This is a genomic window from Actinoplanes siamensis (assembly GCF_016862395.1).
Classification (GTDB): Bacteria; Actinomycetota; Actinomycetes; order Mycobacteriales; family Micromonosporaceae; genus Actinoplanes; species Actinoplanes siamensis.
The window spans coordinates 51,573-67,269 of sequence record NZ_BOMW01000059.1; the positions used below are offsets into that span (position 1 = coordinate 51,573).

At 72.7% G+C, this 15,697-nt stretch carries 15 protein-coding genes; 3 read left to right on the forward strand and 12 right to left on the reverse strand.

Annotation, left to right across the window (positions count from 1 at the left end; genetic code table 11):
- Window positions 1-67: 67 nt before the first annotated feature.
- The 4 genes from egtD to egtA are packed head-to-tail and all read right to left on the reverse strand — an operon-like array spanning window position 68 to window position 4,285.
- Complete coding sequence (gene egtD, locus Asi03nite_RS28300; protein ID WP_203683524.1) at window positions 68-1,051, reverse strand: L-histidine N(alpha)-methyltransferase; 984 nt, start codon at window positions 1,049-1,051, stop codon at window positions 68-70.
- Window positions 1,048-1,785, reverse strand: coding sequence for an ergothioneine biosynthesis protein EgtC (gene egtC / locus Asi03nite_RS28305; protein ID WP_203683525.1), 738 nt, complete (start codon window positions 1,783-1,785; stop codon window positions 1,048-1,050). The genes egtD and egtC overlap by 4 nt, the downstream gene beginning before the upstream one ends.
- Window positions 1,785-3,074: an ergothioneine biosynthesis protein EgtB gene (gene egtB / locus Asi03nite_RS28310; RefSeq protein ID WP_203683526.1), complete on the reverse strand. Its 1,290-nt coding sequence runs from the start codon at window positions 3,072-3,074 to the stop codon at window positions 1,785-1,787. Before egtB ends, egtC begins: the two co-directional genes overlap by 1 nt.
- The gene (egtA, locus tag Asi03nite_RS28315; RefSeq protein WP_203683527.1) at window positions 3,071-4,285 is read right to left on the reverse strand and encodes an ergothioneine biosynthesis glutamate--cysteine ligase EgtA; all 1,215 of its coding nucleotides are present in this window, start codon (window positions 4,283-4,285) and stop codon (window positions 3,071-3,073) included. The genes egtB and egtA overlap by 4 nt, the downstream gene beginning before the upstream one ends.
- 270 nt (window positions 4,286-4,555) lie before the next feature.
- On the opposite strand from egtA, the gene Asi03nite_RS28320 reads away from it, so the two are divergent.
- On the forward strand, window positions 4,556-6,802 hold the full coding sequence (locus Asi03nite_RS28320; RefSeq protein WP_203683528.1) for an exo-beta-d-1,3/1,6-glucosidase: 2,247 nt from the start codon (window positions 4,556-4,558) through the stop codon (window positions 6,800-6,802).
- A gap of 243 nt (window positions 6,803-7,045) precedes the next feature.
- Here the strand turns inward: Asi03nite_RS28320 and Asi03nite_RS38085 are convergent, their stop codons facing one another.
- Together Asi03nite_RS38085 and Asi03nite_RS38090 are read right to left on the reverse strand one after the other, a co-directional pair.
- A complete protein-coding gene (locus Asi03nite_RS38085; RefSeq protein ID WP_373872178.1) occupies window positions 7,046-7,330 on the reverse strand; it encodes a GNAT family N-acetyltransferase in 285 nt (94 codons plus the stop codon).
- Window positions 7,331-7,337: 7 nt separating this feature from the next.
- The gene (locus Asi03nite_RS38090; RefSeq protein ID WP_239102984.1) at window positions 7,338-7,730 is read right to left on the reverse strand and encodes a hypothetical protein; all 393 of its coding nucleotides are present in this window, start codon (window positions 7,728-7,730) and stop codon (window positions 7,338-7,340) included.
- A 62-nt stretch (window positions 7,731-7,792) separates the two neighbouring features.
- Here Asi03nite_RS38090 and Asi03nite_RS28330 point away from each other — a divergent pair, with 62 nt between their 5' ends.
- The gene (locus Asi03nite_RS28330; RefSeq protein ID WP_373872179.1) at window positions 7,793-8,482 is read left to right on the forward strand and encodes a SanA/YdcF family protein; all 690 of its coding nucleotides are present in this window, start codon (window positions 7,793-7,795) and stop codon (window positions 8,480-8,482) included.
- Between the two features lie 174 nt (window positions 8,483-8,656).
- Entirely contained in the window at window positions 8,657-9,403 is a 747-nt protein-coding gene (locus Asi03nite_RS28335) for a GNAT family N-acetyltransferase (RefSeq protein ID WP_203683529.1), read from the forward strand.
- Between the two features lie 205 nt (window positions 9,404-9,608).
- On the opposite strand, the gene pheT is transcribed toward Asi03nite_RS28335, so the two are convergent.
- The 6 genes from pheT to infC form a co-directional block, all read right to left on the reverse strand.
- Window positions 9,609-12,077, reverse strand: a complete 2,469-nt coding sequence (pheT, locus tag Asi03nite_RS28340; RefSeq protein ID WP_203683530.1) for a phenylalanine--tRNA ligase subunit beta — start codon at window positions 12,075-12,077, stop codon at window positions 9,609-9,611.
- 4 nt (window positions 12,078-12,081) lie between these two features.
- Complete coding sequence (gene pheS / locus Asi03nite_RS28345; RefSeq protein WP_203683531.1) at window positions 12,082-13,143, reverse strand: phenylalanine--tRNA ligase subunit alpha; 1,062 nt, start codon at window positions 13,141-13,143, stop codon at window positions 12,082-12,084.
- A 172-nt stretch (window positions 13,144-13,315) separates the two neighbouring features.
- Entirely contained in the window at window positions 13,316-14,089 is a 774-nt protein-coding gene (locus tag Asi03nite_RS28350) for a TrmH family RNA methyltransferase (RefSeq protein ID WP_203683532.1), read from the reverse strand.
- 67 nt (window positions 14,090-14,156) lie between these two features.
- A complete protein-coding gene (gene rplT / locus Asi03nite_RS28355; RefSeq protein ID WP_203683533.1) occupies window positions 14,157-14,549 on the reverse strand; it encodes a 50S ribosomal protein L20 in 393 nt (130 codons plus the stop codon).
- Window positions 14,550-14,587: 38 nt separating this feature from the next.
- Window positions 14,588-14,782 (reverse strand): 50S ribosomal protein L35, encoded by a 195-nt coding sequence (rpmI, locus tag Asi03nite_RS28360; RefSeq protein ID WP_043528306.1) that lies wholly within the window; start codon window positions 14,780-14,782, stop codon window positions 14,588-14,590.
- Window positions 14,783-14,840: 58 nt separating this feature from the next.
- A complete protein-coding gene (infC, locus tag Asi03nite_RS28365; RefSeq protein ID WP_203683534.1) occupies window positions 14,841-15,449 on the reverse strand; it encodes a translation initiation factor IF-3 in 609 nt (202 codons plus the stop codon).
- Window positions 15,450-15,697 lie beyond the last annotated feature (248 nt).

Consider the following 15,697-nt stretch of genomic DNA (forward strand, 5'->3'; position numbering starts at 1 on the left):
CCCGGCACGGTCCCGGGCGGCCTCGCGTGCGCCGCCACGGGACCGGGACGCCGGGGTGGTCCGGCTGCTAACCCGTACCGTCGGACGTGACCGCCTGGGCCAGCGCCACCCCGAACCATCCCCGCGGGTCGGACCACCAGTGGCGGAGGGCGAAGCCCGCGGCGGAGAGCTCCGCGTCGAGCCCGTCCCGGCGGAACTTGGCGGAGATCTCGGTCCGGATCTCCTCGCCGGCGGCGAAGGACACCTCAAGATCAAGATCCGTGAGGCGTACGCCCTGCTGCCGCGCCGACCGCAACCGCATCTCGATCCATTCGTGCTCCGCGTCCCAGACCGCCACGTGCTCGAAGGCCAGCGGATCGAAGTCGGCCCGCAGCTCCCGGTTGATGACCCGCAGCACGTTCCGGTTGAACTCGGCGGTCACCCCGGCCGCGTCGTCGTACGCCGGCACCAGCACCGCCGGGTCCTTGACCAGGTCGGCCCCGAGCAGCAGCCACTCCCCCGGATGCAGCGCCGCCCGCAGGTCGCCGAGGAAGGCGGCCCGCTCGGACGGCACCAGGTTTCCGATCGTGCCCCCCAAAAAGGCCACCACCCGGCTGTCCCCGTCGGGAAGCTGCCGCAGGTGCCGGGTCATGTCCCCGACCACCCCGGTGATGCTGAGCCCGGGGTAGGCGACGCCGAGCGACTCGACCGCCTCGACGAGGGCGGATTCGGACACGTCCAGCGGCACGAAGGACCCGAGCGTCCCCCGGCGGAGCATCGCGTCGAGCAGCAGCCGGGTCTTCTCCGACGAGCCGGATCCGAGCTCGACGAGCGTCTTGGCCTCCGTGATCCGCGCGATCGCCTGGGCGTTCCCGGCCAGGATGGACCGCTCGGTACGCGTCGGGTAGTACTCCGGCAGCCGGGTGATGTCCTCGAAGAGCCGGCTGCCCCGGGCGTCGTAGAACCATTTGGGTGGCAGCCGTTTCGGGGTCGCGGTGAGCCCTTCGCGCACGTCGGCGCGCAGGGACCGCGCCAGGTCACGCTCGTCGAGATGCTTCTGCAGCCAGGTCATGCCTCTCCCAGGGTCAGATGGGTGACGTCGTGCGGGGTGGCGATCAGCAGGCGCCGGTCGGGCACCGCTTCCCAGGCGGGGTGGTCGTCCAGCGGCTCGGACGCGACGAGCACCGCGTCGCCGGTCACGCGGACCGACAGCGAGTGCCCGACGGTGCTGGCGATGATCCGTTCGCCGTCGGTGAGCAGCAGGTTCAGCCGCGAGCCGGGCGCGGCGTCCAAGGTTTCCGTAATCACCGAGGCGACCGCCTCCTCCACGGTCTTTCCGGCGCGCAGCCGGTGCCGGACCAGGGCGAACAGGGCCGCCGAGTCGGTCGGCGCCTCCAGGGTGAGCAGATCCTCGACGGGAAGTTCCCCGGCCATCCCGGCCAGGGTTCCCGGAAATCCGCGCACCACACCGTTGTGGCTGAACAGCCAGCGGCCGGCCAGGAACGGGGCCGCCGCGGTCTCCAGGATCGGCATTCCCACGGTGGCCGACCGCACCGCGGCCAGGATCGCGCCGGACTCGACGCGCAACGACCACGAGGAGCCCCAGATCGGCATCGCGCTCCGATACCGGTCCGGCTGGTCGGAGCCGGGCGGGAACCAGCCCACGCCGAACCCGTCGGCGTTGATCGTCCCGCCCCCGCGCATGTCCCGCGGCGCCCAGGCCTGGTGCGCCAGCCCGTGCGGCGGGTCGGACAGCAGCGCCGACAGCGGCACCGGCGGCCCGAGATACGCCAGGTGACGGCACATCAGGCGAGCTCCCGCACGCAGCGGAAACCGCTGAAGATCTGCCGCCGGACCGGATGATCCCAGTTGCGGAAGGTGCCGCGGCAGGCCGCCGCGTCGGTCCCGAACGACCCGCCCCGCAGCACCTTGTAGTCCCCGCCGAAGAACACCTCGGAGTACTCCGCGTACGGGAACACCCGGAACCCGGGGTAGCCGTGCCAGTCGGTCGAGGTCCACTCCCAGACGTCGCCGATCAGCTGGTGCACGCCGAGCGGCGACGCCCCGGCCGGGTACGCGCCCACCGGCGCCGGCGCGAGATGCCGCTGGCCCAGGTTGGCGTGCTGCGGCCCGGGCGGGTCGTCGCCCCACGGGTAGCGCCGGGAGCGGCCGGTCTCCGGGTCCCAGCGGGCCGCCTTCTCCCATTCGGCCTCGGTGGGCAGGCGCTTGCCGGCCCACTTCGCGTACGCCTCGGCCTCGTGGAAGCAGACGTGCACCACCGGCTCGTCGGGGATCAGCGGCGACACCCGGCCGAACCGCCGGTAGAGCCAGGCGCCGCCGTCGGGGAACCAGTGCAGCGGCGCGGTCAGCCCGGCTTCCTGCCGGTGCGCCCAGCCCTTGGCGGACCACCAGCGGGGGTCGTCGTAGCCACCGGCGTCGATGAACGCGGCGTAGCCGGCATTCGTCACCGGCGCCACGTCGATCAGGAACGCCGGCAGGTCCACGACGTGCGCCGGCCGCTCGTTGTCCAGCGCCCACGGGTCGGTGTCGGTGCCCATCGTGAACGGCCCGCCCGGGATCAGGGCCTCGCCGCGGACCCGCCGGTCGCCCGGCGGCGGGGGCGCCGCGGTCAGCACCGGCTCGCCGGCGCGCAGTTGGTGGGTGGCCAGCATGGTCTCGTCGTGCTGCTGCTCGTGCTGGACGATCATGCCGAACGCGAACCCACCGGCGACCAGCGGCCGCTCGTCCAGCCGCACCCGGTCCAGCACGTCCAGGGCCTTGTCCCGGACCTGCGCGATGTACCGGCGGGCCTCGGCGGGATCGAGCAGCGGCAGGGCCGGCCGGTCCCGCCGGGCGTGTTTGAAGGCGTCGTACAGGTGGTCGATGTCCTGCCGGACCGGTTCGCGCCCGCCGACGTCGCGGACCAGCCAGAGCTCCTCCTGGTTGCCGACGTGGGCCAGGTCCCAGACCAGCGGCGACATCAGCGGGGAGTGCTGCTGGACCAGATCGTCGTCGTCGACCGCGTCGGTGAGCAGGGCGGTGCGCGCCCGCGACCGCTCGAGTTCCGCCGCGATCACGTTCTTGTCGGGAGTCATCGTGCGGTTCCTTCCAGGCTGGTTCTCGTTCGCAGCCGCCGGTCGATCCCGGCGAATACCATTTCCCGGACCGGGCCGGTCAGCCCGGTCCGGTCGACGTTGCGGCAGGCCAGATCCACCAGGCCGGCCGCGGCCGTGCGGACCACGGGATCGTCGAGCCCGTCGCGCGCGGCCGCCTCCCAGCGGTGCGCGGCCGGCGCGGCGAGTTCCCGGGCCCGGCCGGTGATCCTGTCGTCGGCCAGCAGCGCCGCGACCACCGTGACCGGGGCGATCCACTCCGGCCCCGGCTGGGTGTCGAGGTAGCGGACCTCCAGGTAGCCCCGCGGCCGTACCGGCGGGAACAGGGTGTTCAGGTGGTAGTCGAGGTCCTCGACGGTCGGCGGTCGGCCGATCCGGCCGCTGCCGGCTACCCAGTCGGCGAAGGTGACGCCGGCCGGCGCGTCCCAGCGGTCGCCGTCCTGGCGCACGCAGAGCAACGGCGCGTCCAGGGCGTATCGGGCCCAGCCGGCGGCCGGGCGGGCGCCGCCGTGCGGGACCGGCGCGGTCCTGCGCGGGTCGATGCCGTACCAGGCGGCCATCCGCGCGGACGCCCAGCCGGTGTCCCGCCCGGCGTGCCGGCGCGAGTTCGCGAACAGCGCCAGCAGCGGCGGCCCGAACTCGTGCAGGGCCGTCCAGCGGGCGGCGACCGATCCGGCTTCCCCGGCGTCCAGGCAGATCTGCAGGCCCGCGGTGCTGCCCATCATGGTGCGGCCGGACTGGTCGAAGGCGCGTTCCATGGCGGCGTAGCGCGGGGTGTCGAGAATGCGGCGGGGGGCCCGGTACGGGTCGATCCCGCTCTCGCCGAGCACGATCCCGCCCCGGCCGAGCAGGTCGGCGAGATAGGCGTGATCCGCGGCGACGGTGGCGTGCAGAGCGGTCAGGGACTCCGCCGGGGCGGAGGAGATCTCCACCTGGCCGCCGGGCTCCACGGTGACCGTGCCACCGCCGGGCAGTGGCTCCGGCTCCGGGTTGCCCAGGCTGGCGGGCGCGTGCCCGCCGAGTGCGGCGCGCAGCTCCGTGGGCCGCAGATGGGCGGCCGGGTCGCTGGCGCGATGGGTGGTCCATTCCAGTTCGGCGCCGAGCCATCGCGGGGGTCCGGTCTTGAAACAGATGCCCTCGATGTGTTCGATCGCCTCGTCGGTGCCTCGAAGCACCTGATCGGCCGAGCTCATGTGCCCCCTCGCGATAGCGGGCGATCACTCTGCGTGATCGACAAACTCCGATCAGTACGATCCCCTTCGGACCCTACCCGGATCCGCGTCCCGATGCCGCCCGCGTCCACCCGGATCCCGGAGGTTTCCGGGATCGTCAGCCAGCCGTCCGCGGGAATCTAAAAGTTCCGGAACCGGGGCGGGGTGCCGGAACCGGTTCCGTACTGGAAGACTCCGTGTCGTTCGTGTTTGGCAGACCGTGCTTCGCGGTCGTGACGACCGGAGGCCCGCATGCCCGCAGACTTCCCCTTCCTGGACCCCGCCCTCGCCGTGGAGCAGCGGGTCGACGACCTGCTCAGCCGCATGACGCTGCCCGAGAAGGTCGGGCAGATGCTGCAGCTGGACGCGCGGCAGGACCTCGCCGAGATCATCCAGGAGAGGCTGGCCGGATCCATCCTGCACACCTCGCCGGCCAAGCTGATCGAGGCCAGCGAGCTGGTGGCGCGTACCCGGCTGAAAATTCCGCTTCTCACCGCGGAGGACTGCATCCACGGCCACTCGTTCTGGCCCGGTGCGACGATCTTCCCGACCCAGCTGGCGATGGCCGCGACCTGGGATCCCGCGCTGTTGGAGCGGGTCGCCCGCGCGACAGCTGTGGAGGTCTCGGCGACCGGCATCCACCAGACCTTCTCGCCTGTGCTCTGCATCACCCGGGACCTGCGCTGGGGCCGGGTCGACGAGACGTTCGGCGAGGACCCGCTGCTCATCGCCGACCTGGGCGCCGCCATGATCCGCGGCTACCAGGGCGACGGCCTGACCGACCCGACCGGCATCCTGGCCACCGCCAAGCACTTCGCCGGCTACTCCGAGACGCAGGGCGGCCGGGACGCCAGCGAGGCCGACATCAGCCGGCGCAAGCTGCGCTCCTGGTTCCTGCCGCCGTTCGAACGGGCCGTCCAGGAGGGCTGCCGGGTGTTCATGCTCGGCTACCAGTCCACCGACGGCGTGCCGATCACCGCGAACAAATGGCTGCTCAACGACGTGCTCAAGGACGAGTGGGGCTTCACCGGCACACTCGTCACCGACTGGGACAACGTCGGCCGGATGGTCTGGGAGCAGAAGGTCTGCGCCGACTACGCGGAGGCGGCGGCGGTCGCGGTCAAGGCCGGGAACGATCTGATCATGACGACCCCGGGCTTCTTCGACGGAGCCCAGGAGGCGGTCGCCCGGGGCCTCCTGACCGAGGCGGACATCGATTCGGCCGTACGGCGGATCCTGCGCCTGAAGTTCGAAATGGGCCTGTTCGAGAACCCGCGCAGCCCGGATGCCGACCGGCAGCGCGCGGTGATCGGCAGCGCCGAGCACACCGCGCTCAACCTGGAAGTGGCCCGCCGCTCGCTGGTGCTGCTGCGCAACGACGGCACGCTGCCGATCGACCCGGCGGCCGGGACCCGGCGGATCGCGGTGCTCGGCCCCAACGCCGACGACGTCTCCGCCCAGCTCGGCGACTGGGCCGGCAACTCCGGCCAGGTCGGCTGGATGCCGGACGGGCACCCGCGCGAACTGACCTCGACCGTGCTCGACGGCCTGCGGGCGACGGTCCCGGCCGGCTGGGAGATCACCCACGAGGCCGGCGCCGAGATCGAACGCCTGGTCCCGGACCCGGCCGGCGACACGCTCCCGGACGGCCAGCCCCGCCCGCCGATCTCCGAGTCGGCGCCGGTCGACCCGGACCGGATCGCGGCGGCCGCCCAGCTCGCCGCGGACGCGGACTACGCGGTCGTGGTGGTCGGAGACACCGTCAACCTGACCGGCGAGGGCCTCTCCACGGCCACCCTGGAGCTGCTGGGCGGGCAGATCGCCCTGCTCGACGCGGTCGCCGCCACCGGCACCCCGATGATCGTCGTGCTGATCAACTCCAAGCCGCTGTCCCTGCCGCCGTCCGCGCTCGGCGCGGCCGCGATCGTCCAGGCCTTCAACCCCGGCATGCGCGGCGGGCAGGCGCTCGCCGAGCTGCTGCTCGGATTCATCGAGCCGAGCGGCCGGCTGCCGATCTCGGCCGCCCGGCACGTCGGCCAGCAGCCGGTCTACTACAACCAGCTGCGCGGCCAGCACGGCTCGCGGTACGCCGACCTCACCCAGGACCCGCTGTTCGCGTTCGGCGAGGGGCTGAGCTACACCACCATCGCCTACGACGGGCTGACCATCGGCGAGCCGGACGTGCCGGCCGACGGGGTGGTGCGGGCCACCGTGCGGTTGTCGAACACCGGAACCCGCCCGGCGCTGGAGACCGTCCAGGCGTACGTCAGCGACCTGGTCACCAGCGTGACCTGGGCGCACCGGGAGTTGAAGGGCTACCGGCAGGTGACCGTGCCGGCGGGTGAGAGCGTGACCGTGGAGATCGAGATCCCGGCGGCGGACTGCACGCTGGTCACCGCGGACGGCCGCCGGGTCGTCGAGCCTGGCGACTTCGAGCTGCTCGTCGGCCCCAACTCGCGTCCGGAGGCCCTGCGGTCGGCGAAGTTCCGGATCAGCTGAACCTGATCGCCTCGCTCCGCTCGGCGGGCATTTCGCCCCTGGGGGTCGATGACGAGAGCCCGAAAACGACCACGCTCTGCTTGTCGTTTCTCGGGCTCTCCTCATCGACTGGCGAAATGCACTGTGGGGACGGTTGACACCCGATCGGGGTACGGGAACGCGGCGATCCCGGAGGCCCCGGACGGGCGCCGACGTGACCGCGAGTGATCTGACCGTCGAGCTGCTGCGGGCGTTCTCTGCCGCCTACTTCTGCCGGGCCGCGGCCACCCGGCGGATCCGGAAACCCAATCGCTGGTACGTCCGGACGGCCGGCACGTTCGTGTAGTCGGCCAGCAACGCCACCCGTTCCCGCCCGGCCAACAGCTCGTCGGTGGCGAACGCGCACAGGTCCGCGGCCAGTCCCCGCCCCCGGGCGTCCGGCCTGGTCGTCACCCCGGCCAGGAACCCGGTCTCCACGGTCGACCACGCGTCGGCCGCGACCGCCACCAGGCGCCCGCCGTCGTCGCGCAGACCGGCCCAGCGCCGCACGCCCGGCTCACCGGGGCGCGCGTAGGAGTCCGGAAACGACTCCGCGAGCAGTTCCGCGACCTCGGGCCACTCGTCCTCGCCCAGCCAGCGCCCCCCCCGAGCCGGCGCCGACCGGCTCGCTCGACTCCATCCACGCGAAACGGGCGGTGAGCTCCAGCTCCGGGGCCTCCGCGACAACCGCCGCGACCAGGTCCTCCGGTCCGAACGGGCGGAACGTCGGGCCCACCTCCGGCAGCACGTCACGGAGCAGACCGGCCAGCGCCTCCGGCGCGCCGCTGAGCACCAGCCGGTCCCAGTGCGCCAGCGCCGCGCAGGCCACCACCACCGCGCCGGGCCGCCGCCAGACCCGGGCCCCGTCGGCCGCGGCCGCCCACCGTACGAACAGATCCTGTTCCGCCACGGGCACATGCTGGCACGGGTCCGGGAGGCGGGCCGTCGCCGGGACCTGACAGAGTGATCCACGTGCTTCCCCTCGCCCGGCTGCGCCGGTCCCGCTGGTTCCGCCGCTTGTTCCTCGCCGGGAGTCTCGGCGCCGTCCTGGCGATGGTGACGGTGGCGGCGTCCAACCTGTGGATCCGTGGTGCTGCCGACGGCCACGTGTACTCGGTGTCGACGGTGCCGGACGCCCCGGTGGCCCTGGTCCTCGGCGCGCAGGTGGACCCGCCGGGCACCCCGTCGGCGTTCCTGGCCGCCCGGCTGGAGCTGGCCCGGCGGCTCTACATGGCCGGCAAGGTCAAGGCGATCCTGGTCTCCGGCGACCACGCCGAGTGGGGCTACGACGAGCCCGGGGCGATGATGGTCTGGCTGGTCGCCCGCGGTGTCCCGGCGTCCCGGATCGTGCTGGACCACGCCGGGTTCGACACCTACGACTCGTGCTCCCGGGCCGGGAAGATCTTCGGCGTGCGGCGGGCGATCGTGGTCACCCAGTCCTTCCACGTCCCGCGGGCGGTGGCGCTGTGCCGTGCCCTGGGCGTGCGGGCGGACGGGGTGGGCGACGACACGCAGCGCGCCAACAAGCCGCTGTGGGCCCGGGGGCAGTCGCGGGAGTGGGCCGCCGCGGTCAAGGCCGCCTGGGACGTGTCGACCCGGCGCGATCCGGTCTTCCTGGGCCCCCACGAGACCGGCGTCGAAACCGCCGTGGCCCACGGCTGACCGGGCTCCCCCGGCCCGGCCCTCAGGGCCGTCGCCTTGCTATCTTCGTACCGCGATCGCGCATGAGGTGCGGTCCCCGAGTGCTCGAAGGAGTGAAGCCTGTGATCCCCGCGGTGCCGTGCGGCTCTTCGCTTCGCTTTTTTCTCTTCGAGCCCTGGAAAGGGACACCTCATCATGGATCTGCGCATTCAGCGCTCTGTCGTCGCCAATCTGGGTAACCGGCCGGACGCGATCCAGGCCGGCCCGTTCGTGCTCGGGCTGGACCTGAGCACCGACAGCCCGCACATCAACTACGCGACGCCGGTGCCCGGCGCCGGGATCACCGCGGGAGACGTCCGCGCGCTGGTCGCGGCGTTCGGTGACCGGAAACCCCGATTGGAGTACGTGGTCAGCTGCGCCCCCGAGCTGGAGGGACTGCTCGTGGACGCGGGTTTCGCGGTGGAGTCGAGGAACGAGTACCTGGTCTGCTCGCCGGGGACGCTCACCGCCGTACCGTCGCCGCCCGGCTTTTCGATCTTCTCCCCGGACACCGACGAGGAACTGGCCGCGATGATCTCGGCACAGAACGAGGCGTTCGGCGGGCCCTTCTCGGCGAGCCCGGAGGACGTGCGGCGGTATCGGCGCAACCGTTCGCTGGGGGCCGTGCAGGTGGCGGCCCGGGCGGACGACGGCGAACCGGCCGGCGGGGGCAGCGCGGTGGCCCCGGACGAGGGGCTCGCCGAGGTCGGCGGGATCGCCGTGCGGCAGCCGTTCCGGCGGCGCGGCCTGGCCGGGGCGATCACCGCCGAGATCACCGCGCGGCTGTTCGCCGGTGGGGCCGACGTCGCCTGGCTGGAGGCGTCGGGCGACGACTCCGGGCGGGTGTACGAGCGGATCGGCTACCGGCCGGCCGGGCAGCGGCTCTACATCGCCAAGCCCTGAGCCCGCCTCCCCGGTGACTGTTCCCCCCGCCGGTGTCCGACTCGCGGTGCGCGCGACGGGGAAGGAAGGTCCTCAGCCCGACGGCCGCCACCGAGCCCGCTCAGCTGGACGCCAGGAGTGACTCGAACCCTGCGAGACACCCCTGGCGGCCGGCCGGGACCGCTCAGCTGGACGCCAGGGGTGGCAGCCGCGGACTTGTCGGTGGTCAGGCGCCGCGCAGCGTGGCGCCGAAACGGGAAGCCGTGACCGCGACCGCGGCATCCCGCGCCGCGATCGTCTCCTCGGACGTCAGCGTGCGGTCCGGGGCGCGGAACGTCAGCTTGTAGGCCAGCGACCGCTTCCCCTCCCCGAGCTGGGCCGACTCGTAGACGTCGAAGAGCGAGACCGACTCCAGCAGCTGCCCCGCGCCCTCGGCCAGAGCGGCCTGGACCTCGCCGGCCGGCACCGTCGCGTCCAGGACCAGGGCCACGTCGATCAGCGCCGGCGGGAACGTGGAGATGTGCCGGGCGTCGACGACCGGGGCGTCCGGCAGGGCGTCCAGGTCGAGCTCCATGGCGCTGGTCCGCTTCGGCAGCTCCAGCGCGGAGATCACCGCCGGGTGCAGCTCGCCCGCGTGGCCGACGACCTCGCCGTCCACCCGGATCTCCGCGCACCGGCCCGGATGCCAGGGCGCCCGCACCCCCGCGGTGACCGTGACCCGGCCGGCGGGAACGCCCGCCGCACTGAGCGCGACGCGCGCCGCCTCGACGGCGTCCGCCCAGGTCGCCGGGCGGCCCGAGCCCCACCAGCCGGCCGGTTCGGCGTCGCCGGCCAGGGCCGCGGCCAGGTGCCACGGCTGCTCCGGGACGATGGCGTTGGCCTGCGCCCACTCCTCGGCGGTGGGGGGCCTGTCCACGCCCAGCACCGGCGGCGCGGTCGCGGTCAGGTGCGGCAGGAACACCGTGCCGGCCTCGAAGAGCGCGACGTCCCGATGGCCGCGGCCCAGGTTGCGCTTGAGCGTGCCGAGCAGCGGCCCGAGCAGGTTGGTCCGCAGCAGCGGCTCCTCCTCGGAGAGCGGGTTGGTCAGCCGCGCCGCGCTGCGCCGCGGGTCGTCGGCGGGCAGGCCGAGCTGGTCCGCGACACCGGGCGCGACGAACGGGTAGGACAGCACCTCGACGTAGCCGTTCTCGGCCAGCGCGCGGCCGATCGAACGGCGCCGGCGCTGCGCCGGGGTGAGGCCGTTGCTGGCGCCGGTGGGCGGCAGCACGCTCGGGATGTCGTTGTAGCCGCCCAGCCGCGCCACCTCCTCGACCAGGTCGATCGGGGTCAGCAGGTCGGGCCGCCAGGTCGGCGGGACGACGTCGCTGCCGGCCACCGTGCAGCCGACAGCGGTCAGCAGTTCGGCGATCCGGTCCGGCCCGTAAGGCAGACCGATGATCCGGGACGGCAGGTCGGCCGGCAGGTGGATGGCGGCGGGCGGGGCCACGTGGTCGAGGTCGAGGACGCGCTCGTCGACGGTGCCGCCGGCGTGCTCGACCAGGATCGCGACGGCCCGCTCCAGCGCCGGCAGGGTGAGCTGCGGGTCGACGCCGCGCTCCCAGCGCTTGGCCGCCTCGCTGAACAGCTTGTGCCGCCGGGCGGTGCGACCGACCATCACCGGGTCCCAGTGGGCGGCCTCGAGCAGCACGTCGACCGTGCCCTCCTGCCACTCACTGGTCTCGCCGCCCATCACCGCGGCCAGCGAGATCGGGCCGGTCTCGTCGCAGATCACCATGTCCTCGGCGTCGAGCACCCGCGCGACGCCGTCCAGGGTGGTCAGCTTCTCGCCCGGCCGGGCGCGCCGCACGACCAGCCCGCCGCTCAGCCGCTGCAGGTCGAAGACGTGCATCGGCTGGCCGAGTTCGAGCATCAGGTAGTTGGTGATGTCGACAGGCAGCGAGATGGCCCGGATGCCGGCCTGGATCAGGCGGCGCTGCATCCACTCCGGCGACTGCGCGGCCGGGTCGATGCCGCGTACGACGCGCGCCGAGTACCGGTCACACCCGACGGTGTCCTCGACGGCGACCGGCCACGGCGAGTCGGCGGTGGCCGCCTGGAAGGGCAGGGCCGCCGGATCGGTGTACGCGACGCCGAAGTGCGTCGCCAGTTCCCGGGCGATGCCCCGGACGCTCATCTCGTACCCGCGGTCCGGCGTGACCTCCACCTCGACCAGCACGTCGTCGAGCCCGACCACCGGCCGCGCGTCGCTGCCCGGCGCCGCCGCGCCCACCGGCAGCACGATGATGCCGGAGTGGTCGCCGGAGAGCCCGAGCTCGGCGGCGGAGCAGATCATGCCGTGCGAGTTGCGCCCGTACGTCTTCCGGGCGCCGATCCGGAAGCCGCCCGGCAGCTCCCCGCCGGGCAGGACGACCACCACGAGGTCGCCCTCGGCGAAGTTGCGGGCGCCGCAGACGATCTCCTGCGGCGTGTCCCGGCCGACGTCCACGGTGCAGAACCGGATCGGCTTCTTGAACCCGGTCAGCTCCTCGATGGTCAGCACCCGGCCGACGACCAGGTCGCCCTGGACGGTGGCGGCCTGGTCGACGATCGACTCGACCTCCATGCCGAGGTTGGTCAGCGCCAGGTCGAGCCGCTCGGCGGTGAGGTCCGCGGGCAGCTCGACGTACTCGCGCAGCCACGACAGTGACGTCTTCATCGCGTCAGGACTCCATTCCGAAGTTCGTGGTGAACCGCACGTCGCCCTCGACCATGTCGTGCATGTCGCTCACGCCGTTGCGGAACATCAGGGTCCGCTCGACACCCATGCCGAAGGCGAACCCGGAGTACTTGGCCGGGTCGATGCCGCAGGCGGTGAGCACCCGCGGGTTGACCATGCCGCAGCCGCCCCACTCCACCCAGCGCGGCCCGTCCCGGTGCTGGGCGAACCAGACGTCGAACTCCGCGGAGGGCTCGGTGAACGGGAAGTAGTGCGGCCGCCAGCGGGTCCGCGCGTCCGGGCCGAACATCGCCCGGGCGAAGTGGTCGAGCGTGCCGCGCAGGTGGGCCATCGTGATGCCCTCGTCGATGACCAGGCCCTCGATCTGGTGGAAGACCGGGCTGTGGGTGGCGTCCAGTTCGTCGGTCCGGTACGCCCGGCCGGGGCTGACGATGTGGATCGGCGGCGTCCGGGTGAGCATGGTGCGTACCTGGCCGGGCGACGTGTGGGTGCGCATCACCAGGCCGGGCAGGTCCACGAAGAACGTGTCGGAGGCGCCGCGCACCGGGTTGTCCGGGCCGATGTTGAGCGCGTCGAAGTTGGCCCACTCCAGCTCCAGCTCGGGACCGTCGACGATGTCGTAGCCCATGCCGACGAAGACGTCGCCCATGTGCTCCATCAGCGTGGTCAGCGGGTGGCGGGCGCCGCGCGGGCGGCGGGTCCACGGCAGGGTGACGTCGACCCGCTCCTCGACCAGCACCCGGGCGGCCCGGTCGGCCTCGAGCTCGGCGAGGCGCGCGTCGTAGGCGCCCTGGACGGCCTGCCGCGCCACGTTGACGCGCTTGCCGGCGTCGGACTTGGCGGCCGGCGGCAGGGAGCCGATCTCCCGGCGGGCCAGCGACACGGGCGAGCGGTCGCCGAGGTGCGCCGGCTTCAGCGCCGCCAGGGCGTCGAGGTCGGTGGCCCGCGCGAACGCCTTCTCGGCGTCGGCGACGGCGGCCTCGAGCGATTCCGGCGCCAGCAGGACGGCCTGCTTCGGATCGTACGGATCGTTGCGGTAGGACATGGTCGGGCGAACTCCCTCACACCGGATTTGCCATCGGGCAGTGTACGGAGGCACGGCTGAGCCGCAGCCCGCCGGTCGGGAGGGTTCGCGCAGATGCGTCAGATCCGGCGCCCGCGACCAGCGGGCCGGATAAACAGTTCCCTCGGACCTGACATGGCGGCCAGTCTACCCCTCAGCGTTGGGCGCGGGCACTCGCGTAGAGACAGACGGCGGCCGCCGCGGCGAGGTTGAGGCTCTCCGCGCCGCCGTGGATCGGCACGCGCACCCGCCGGTCCGCGCTCGCCAGCAGGGTGTCCGGGAGGCCGTGCGCCTCGGAGCCGAACAGCCACGCGGTCGGCCCGCTCAGCAGGCCGCCGTCGAGCAGCGAGTCCACGTCGTCGGAGCCGGTCCCGCTGGTCGCCAGCACCTGCAGGCCGGAGTCCTGCAGCAGGCCGAGCACGTCGAGCGGGGCGCGCACCACGTCCACGTGGAAGAGCGAGCCGGCCGAGGCCCGTACACACTTGCCGTTGTACGGATCGACCGCGTCCCCCGCGAAGATCACCGCTTCGGCGCCGGCCGCGTCGGCGGTGCGCAGCACCGTGCCGGCGTTGCCCGGGTCCCGGATCCCGGCGAGCACCGCGACCAGCTTGGGCTGCTTGGCCAGCGCCGCGGCGATCGGCACGTGCACCTGCTCGCAGAGCGCGACCAGGCCCTGCGGGCTGACCGTCTCGGCGAGCGCGGCCAGGGCCTCGTCGGTGACCGGCGAGACCTCGGGCGCCTGCGCGGCGAGTTCGGCGTGCCGGTCCAGTCCGGCCGGGGTGCCGAACAGTTCGAGCACGGCGCCGGCGGCGAGGGCCTCGCGCACGGCCTGCGGCCCTTCGGCGAGGAACCGGCCCGCCTGGTCCCGGTCCTTGCGGCGCTGCAGGCGCCGGGCCGCGACGATGCGAGGGGTACGAGGAGTGAACATCTGCTCCGACTCTGGAACGGGAAACGCCCCCCGATCTCTCGGGGGGCGTCTCGGAAAACGTGCGGACTCAGGCAGCCTGAGCGGCGGCGCCGCCGGTGCCCTCGGCCGCGACGGCCGCGCGGGCGACCTCGACGATGGCCGCGAACGCGGTCGCGTCGTTGACCGCCAGGTCGGCCAGGATCTTGCGGTCGACCTCGACCTCAGCCAGCTTCAGACCCTGGATGAGGCGGTTGTAGGTCAGGCCGTTGGCCCGGGCCGCCGCGTTGATGCGCGTAATCCACAGCTGGCGGAAGTCGCCCTTGCGGTCACGGCGGTCGCGGTACGAGTACTGCATCGAGTGCAGCACCTGCTCCTTGGCCTTGCGGTACAGCCGGGAGCGCTGACCGCGGTAGCCGCTCGCGGTCTCGAGCAGGGTGCGGCGCTTCTTCTGGGCGTTTACCGCCCGCTTGACGCGTGCCATTTCTGTTACTCCTTACAGGGGAACGTGTCAGGCGCGCGTCAGCGGCCCAGAAGCTTCTTCACACGGGCGGTGTCCGCCTTGGCCACGACCACAGTGCCGGTCATCCGGCGCGTAACGTGGGAGGACTTGTGCTCCAGCAGGTGGCGCTTGCCGGCCTGCTCCCGCACGATCTTGCCCTTGCCGGTGACCTTCACCCGCTTACCCATGCCGGTGTGGCTCTTCATCTTCGGCACTTAGAACGCCTCTTTCTGATCTTTCCCCGCTACCCGGGGGGACACGGGGAAAATCTGTCTATTCTGCGGTGCTGTCGGCAGTGGCGGCCGGCGGAACCTCGGCACCGTCGCCCTCGCGCTGCTCACGGACGGGCTTTCCGCCGGCCGCGGTGGCGGCGACCGCGGCGGCCTTGGTGGCCCGGTGCGGTGCCAGCACCATGATCATGTTCCGGCCGTCCTGCTTCGGGCTGGCCTCCACGAAGCCCAGCTCGGAGATCTCCTCGCTGAGCCGGCGGAGAAGCCGGAAGCCCAGCTCGGGGCGGCTCTGCTCGCGGCCGCGGAACATGATCGTCACCTTGACCTTGTCGCCCGCCTTGAGGAACCGCACCACGTGACCCTTCTTGGTCTCGTAGTCGTGCGGGTCGATCTTCGGCCGAAGCTTCATTTCCTTGATGACGGTCTGCTGCTGGTTGCGCCGCGCTTCGCGGGCCTTCAGTGCGCTCTCGTACTTGAACTTGCCGAAGTCCATGAGCTTGCACACCGGCGGCCGGGCCATCGGAGCAACCTCGACCAGGTCCAGGTCCACGTCCGCGGCCAGTTGGAGCGCGCGCTCGAGCGGCACGATGCCGACCTGCTCACCCTCCGGACCGACCAGACGGACCTCACGAGCCCGGATCTGTTCGTTCACGCGTGGTTCGACGCTGATGGGGCCTCCTCAGAACGTACCTATATCTGCCAATGTCGGTCGGCCCCGGTCCACCGTTCCCCGCAGACGGCGGGAACGGCCGGGAAAGCAGAAGGCCTCGAGGTGCGCTTTCGCGCACGCCGAGGCCCGCTCGACCGGTCATCGACGTCCATGGGAGGACGCGCCCCGGACAGGAAATATTCCCTGTTCGGATGACCGGACCCGGCCACAGTCGGTGACTCGGGTGGGAA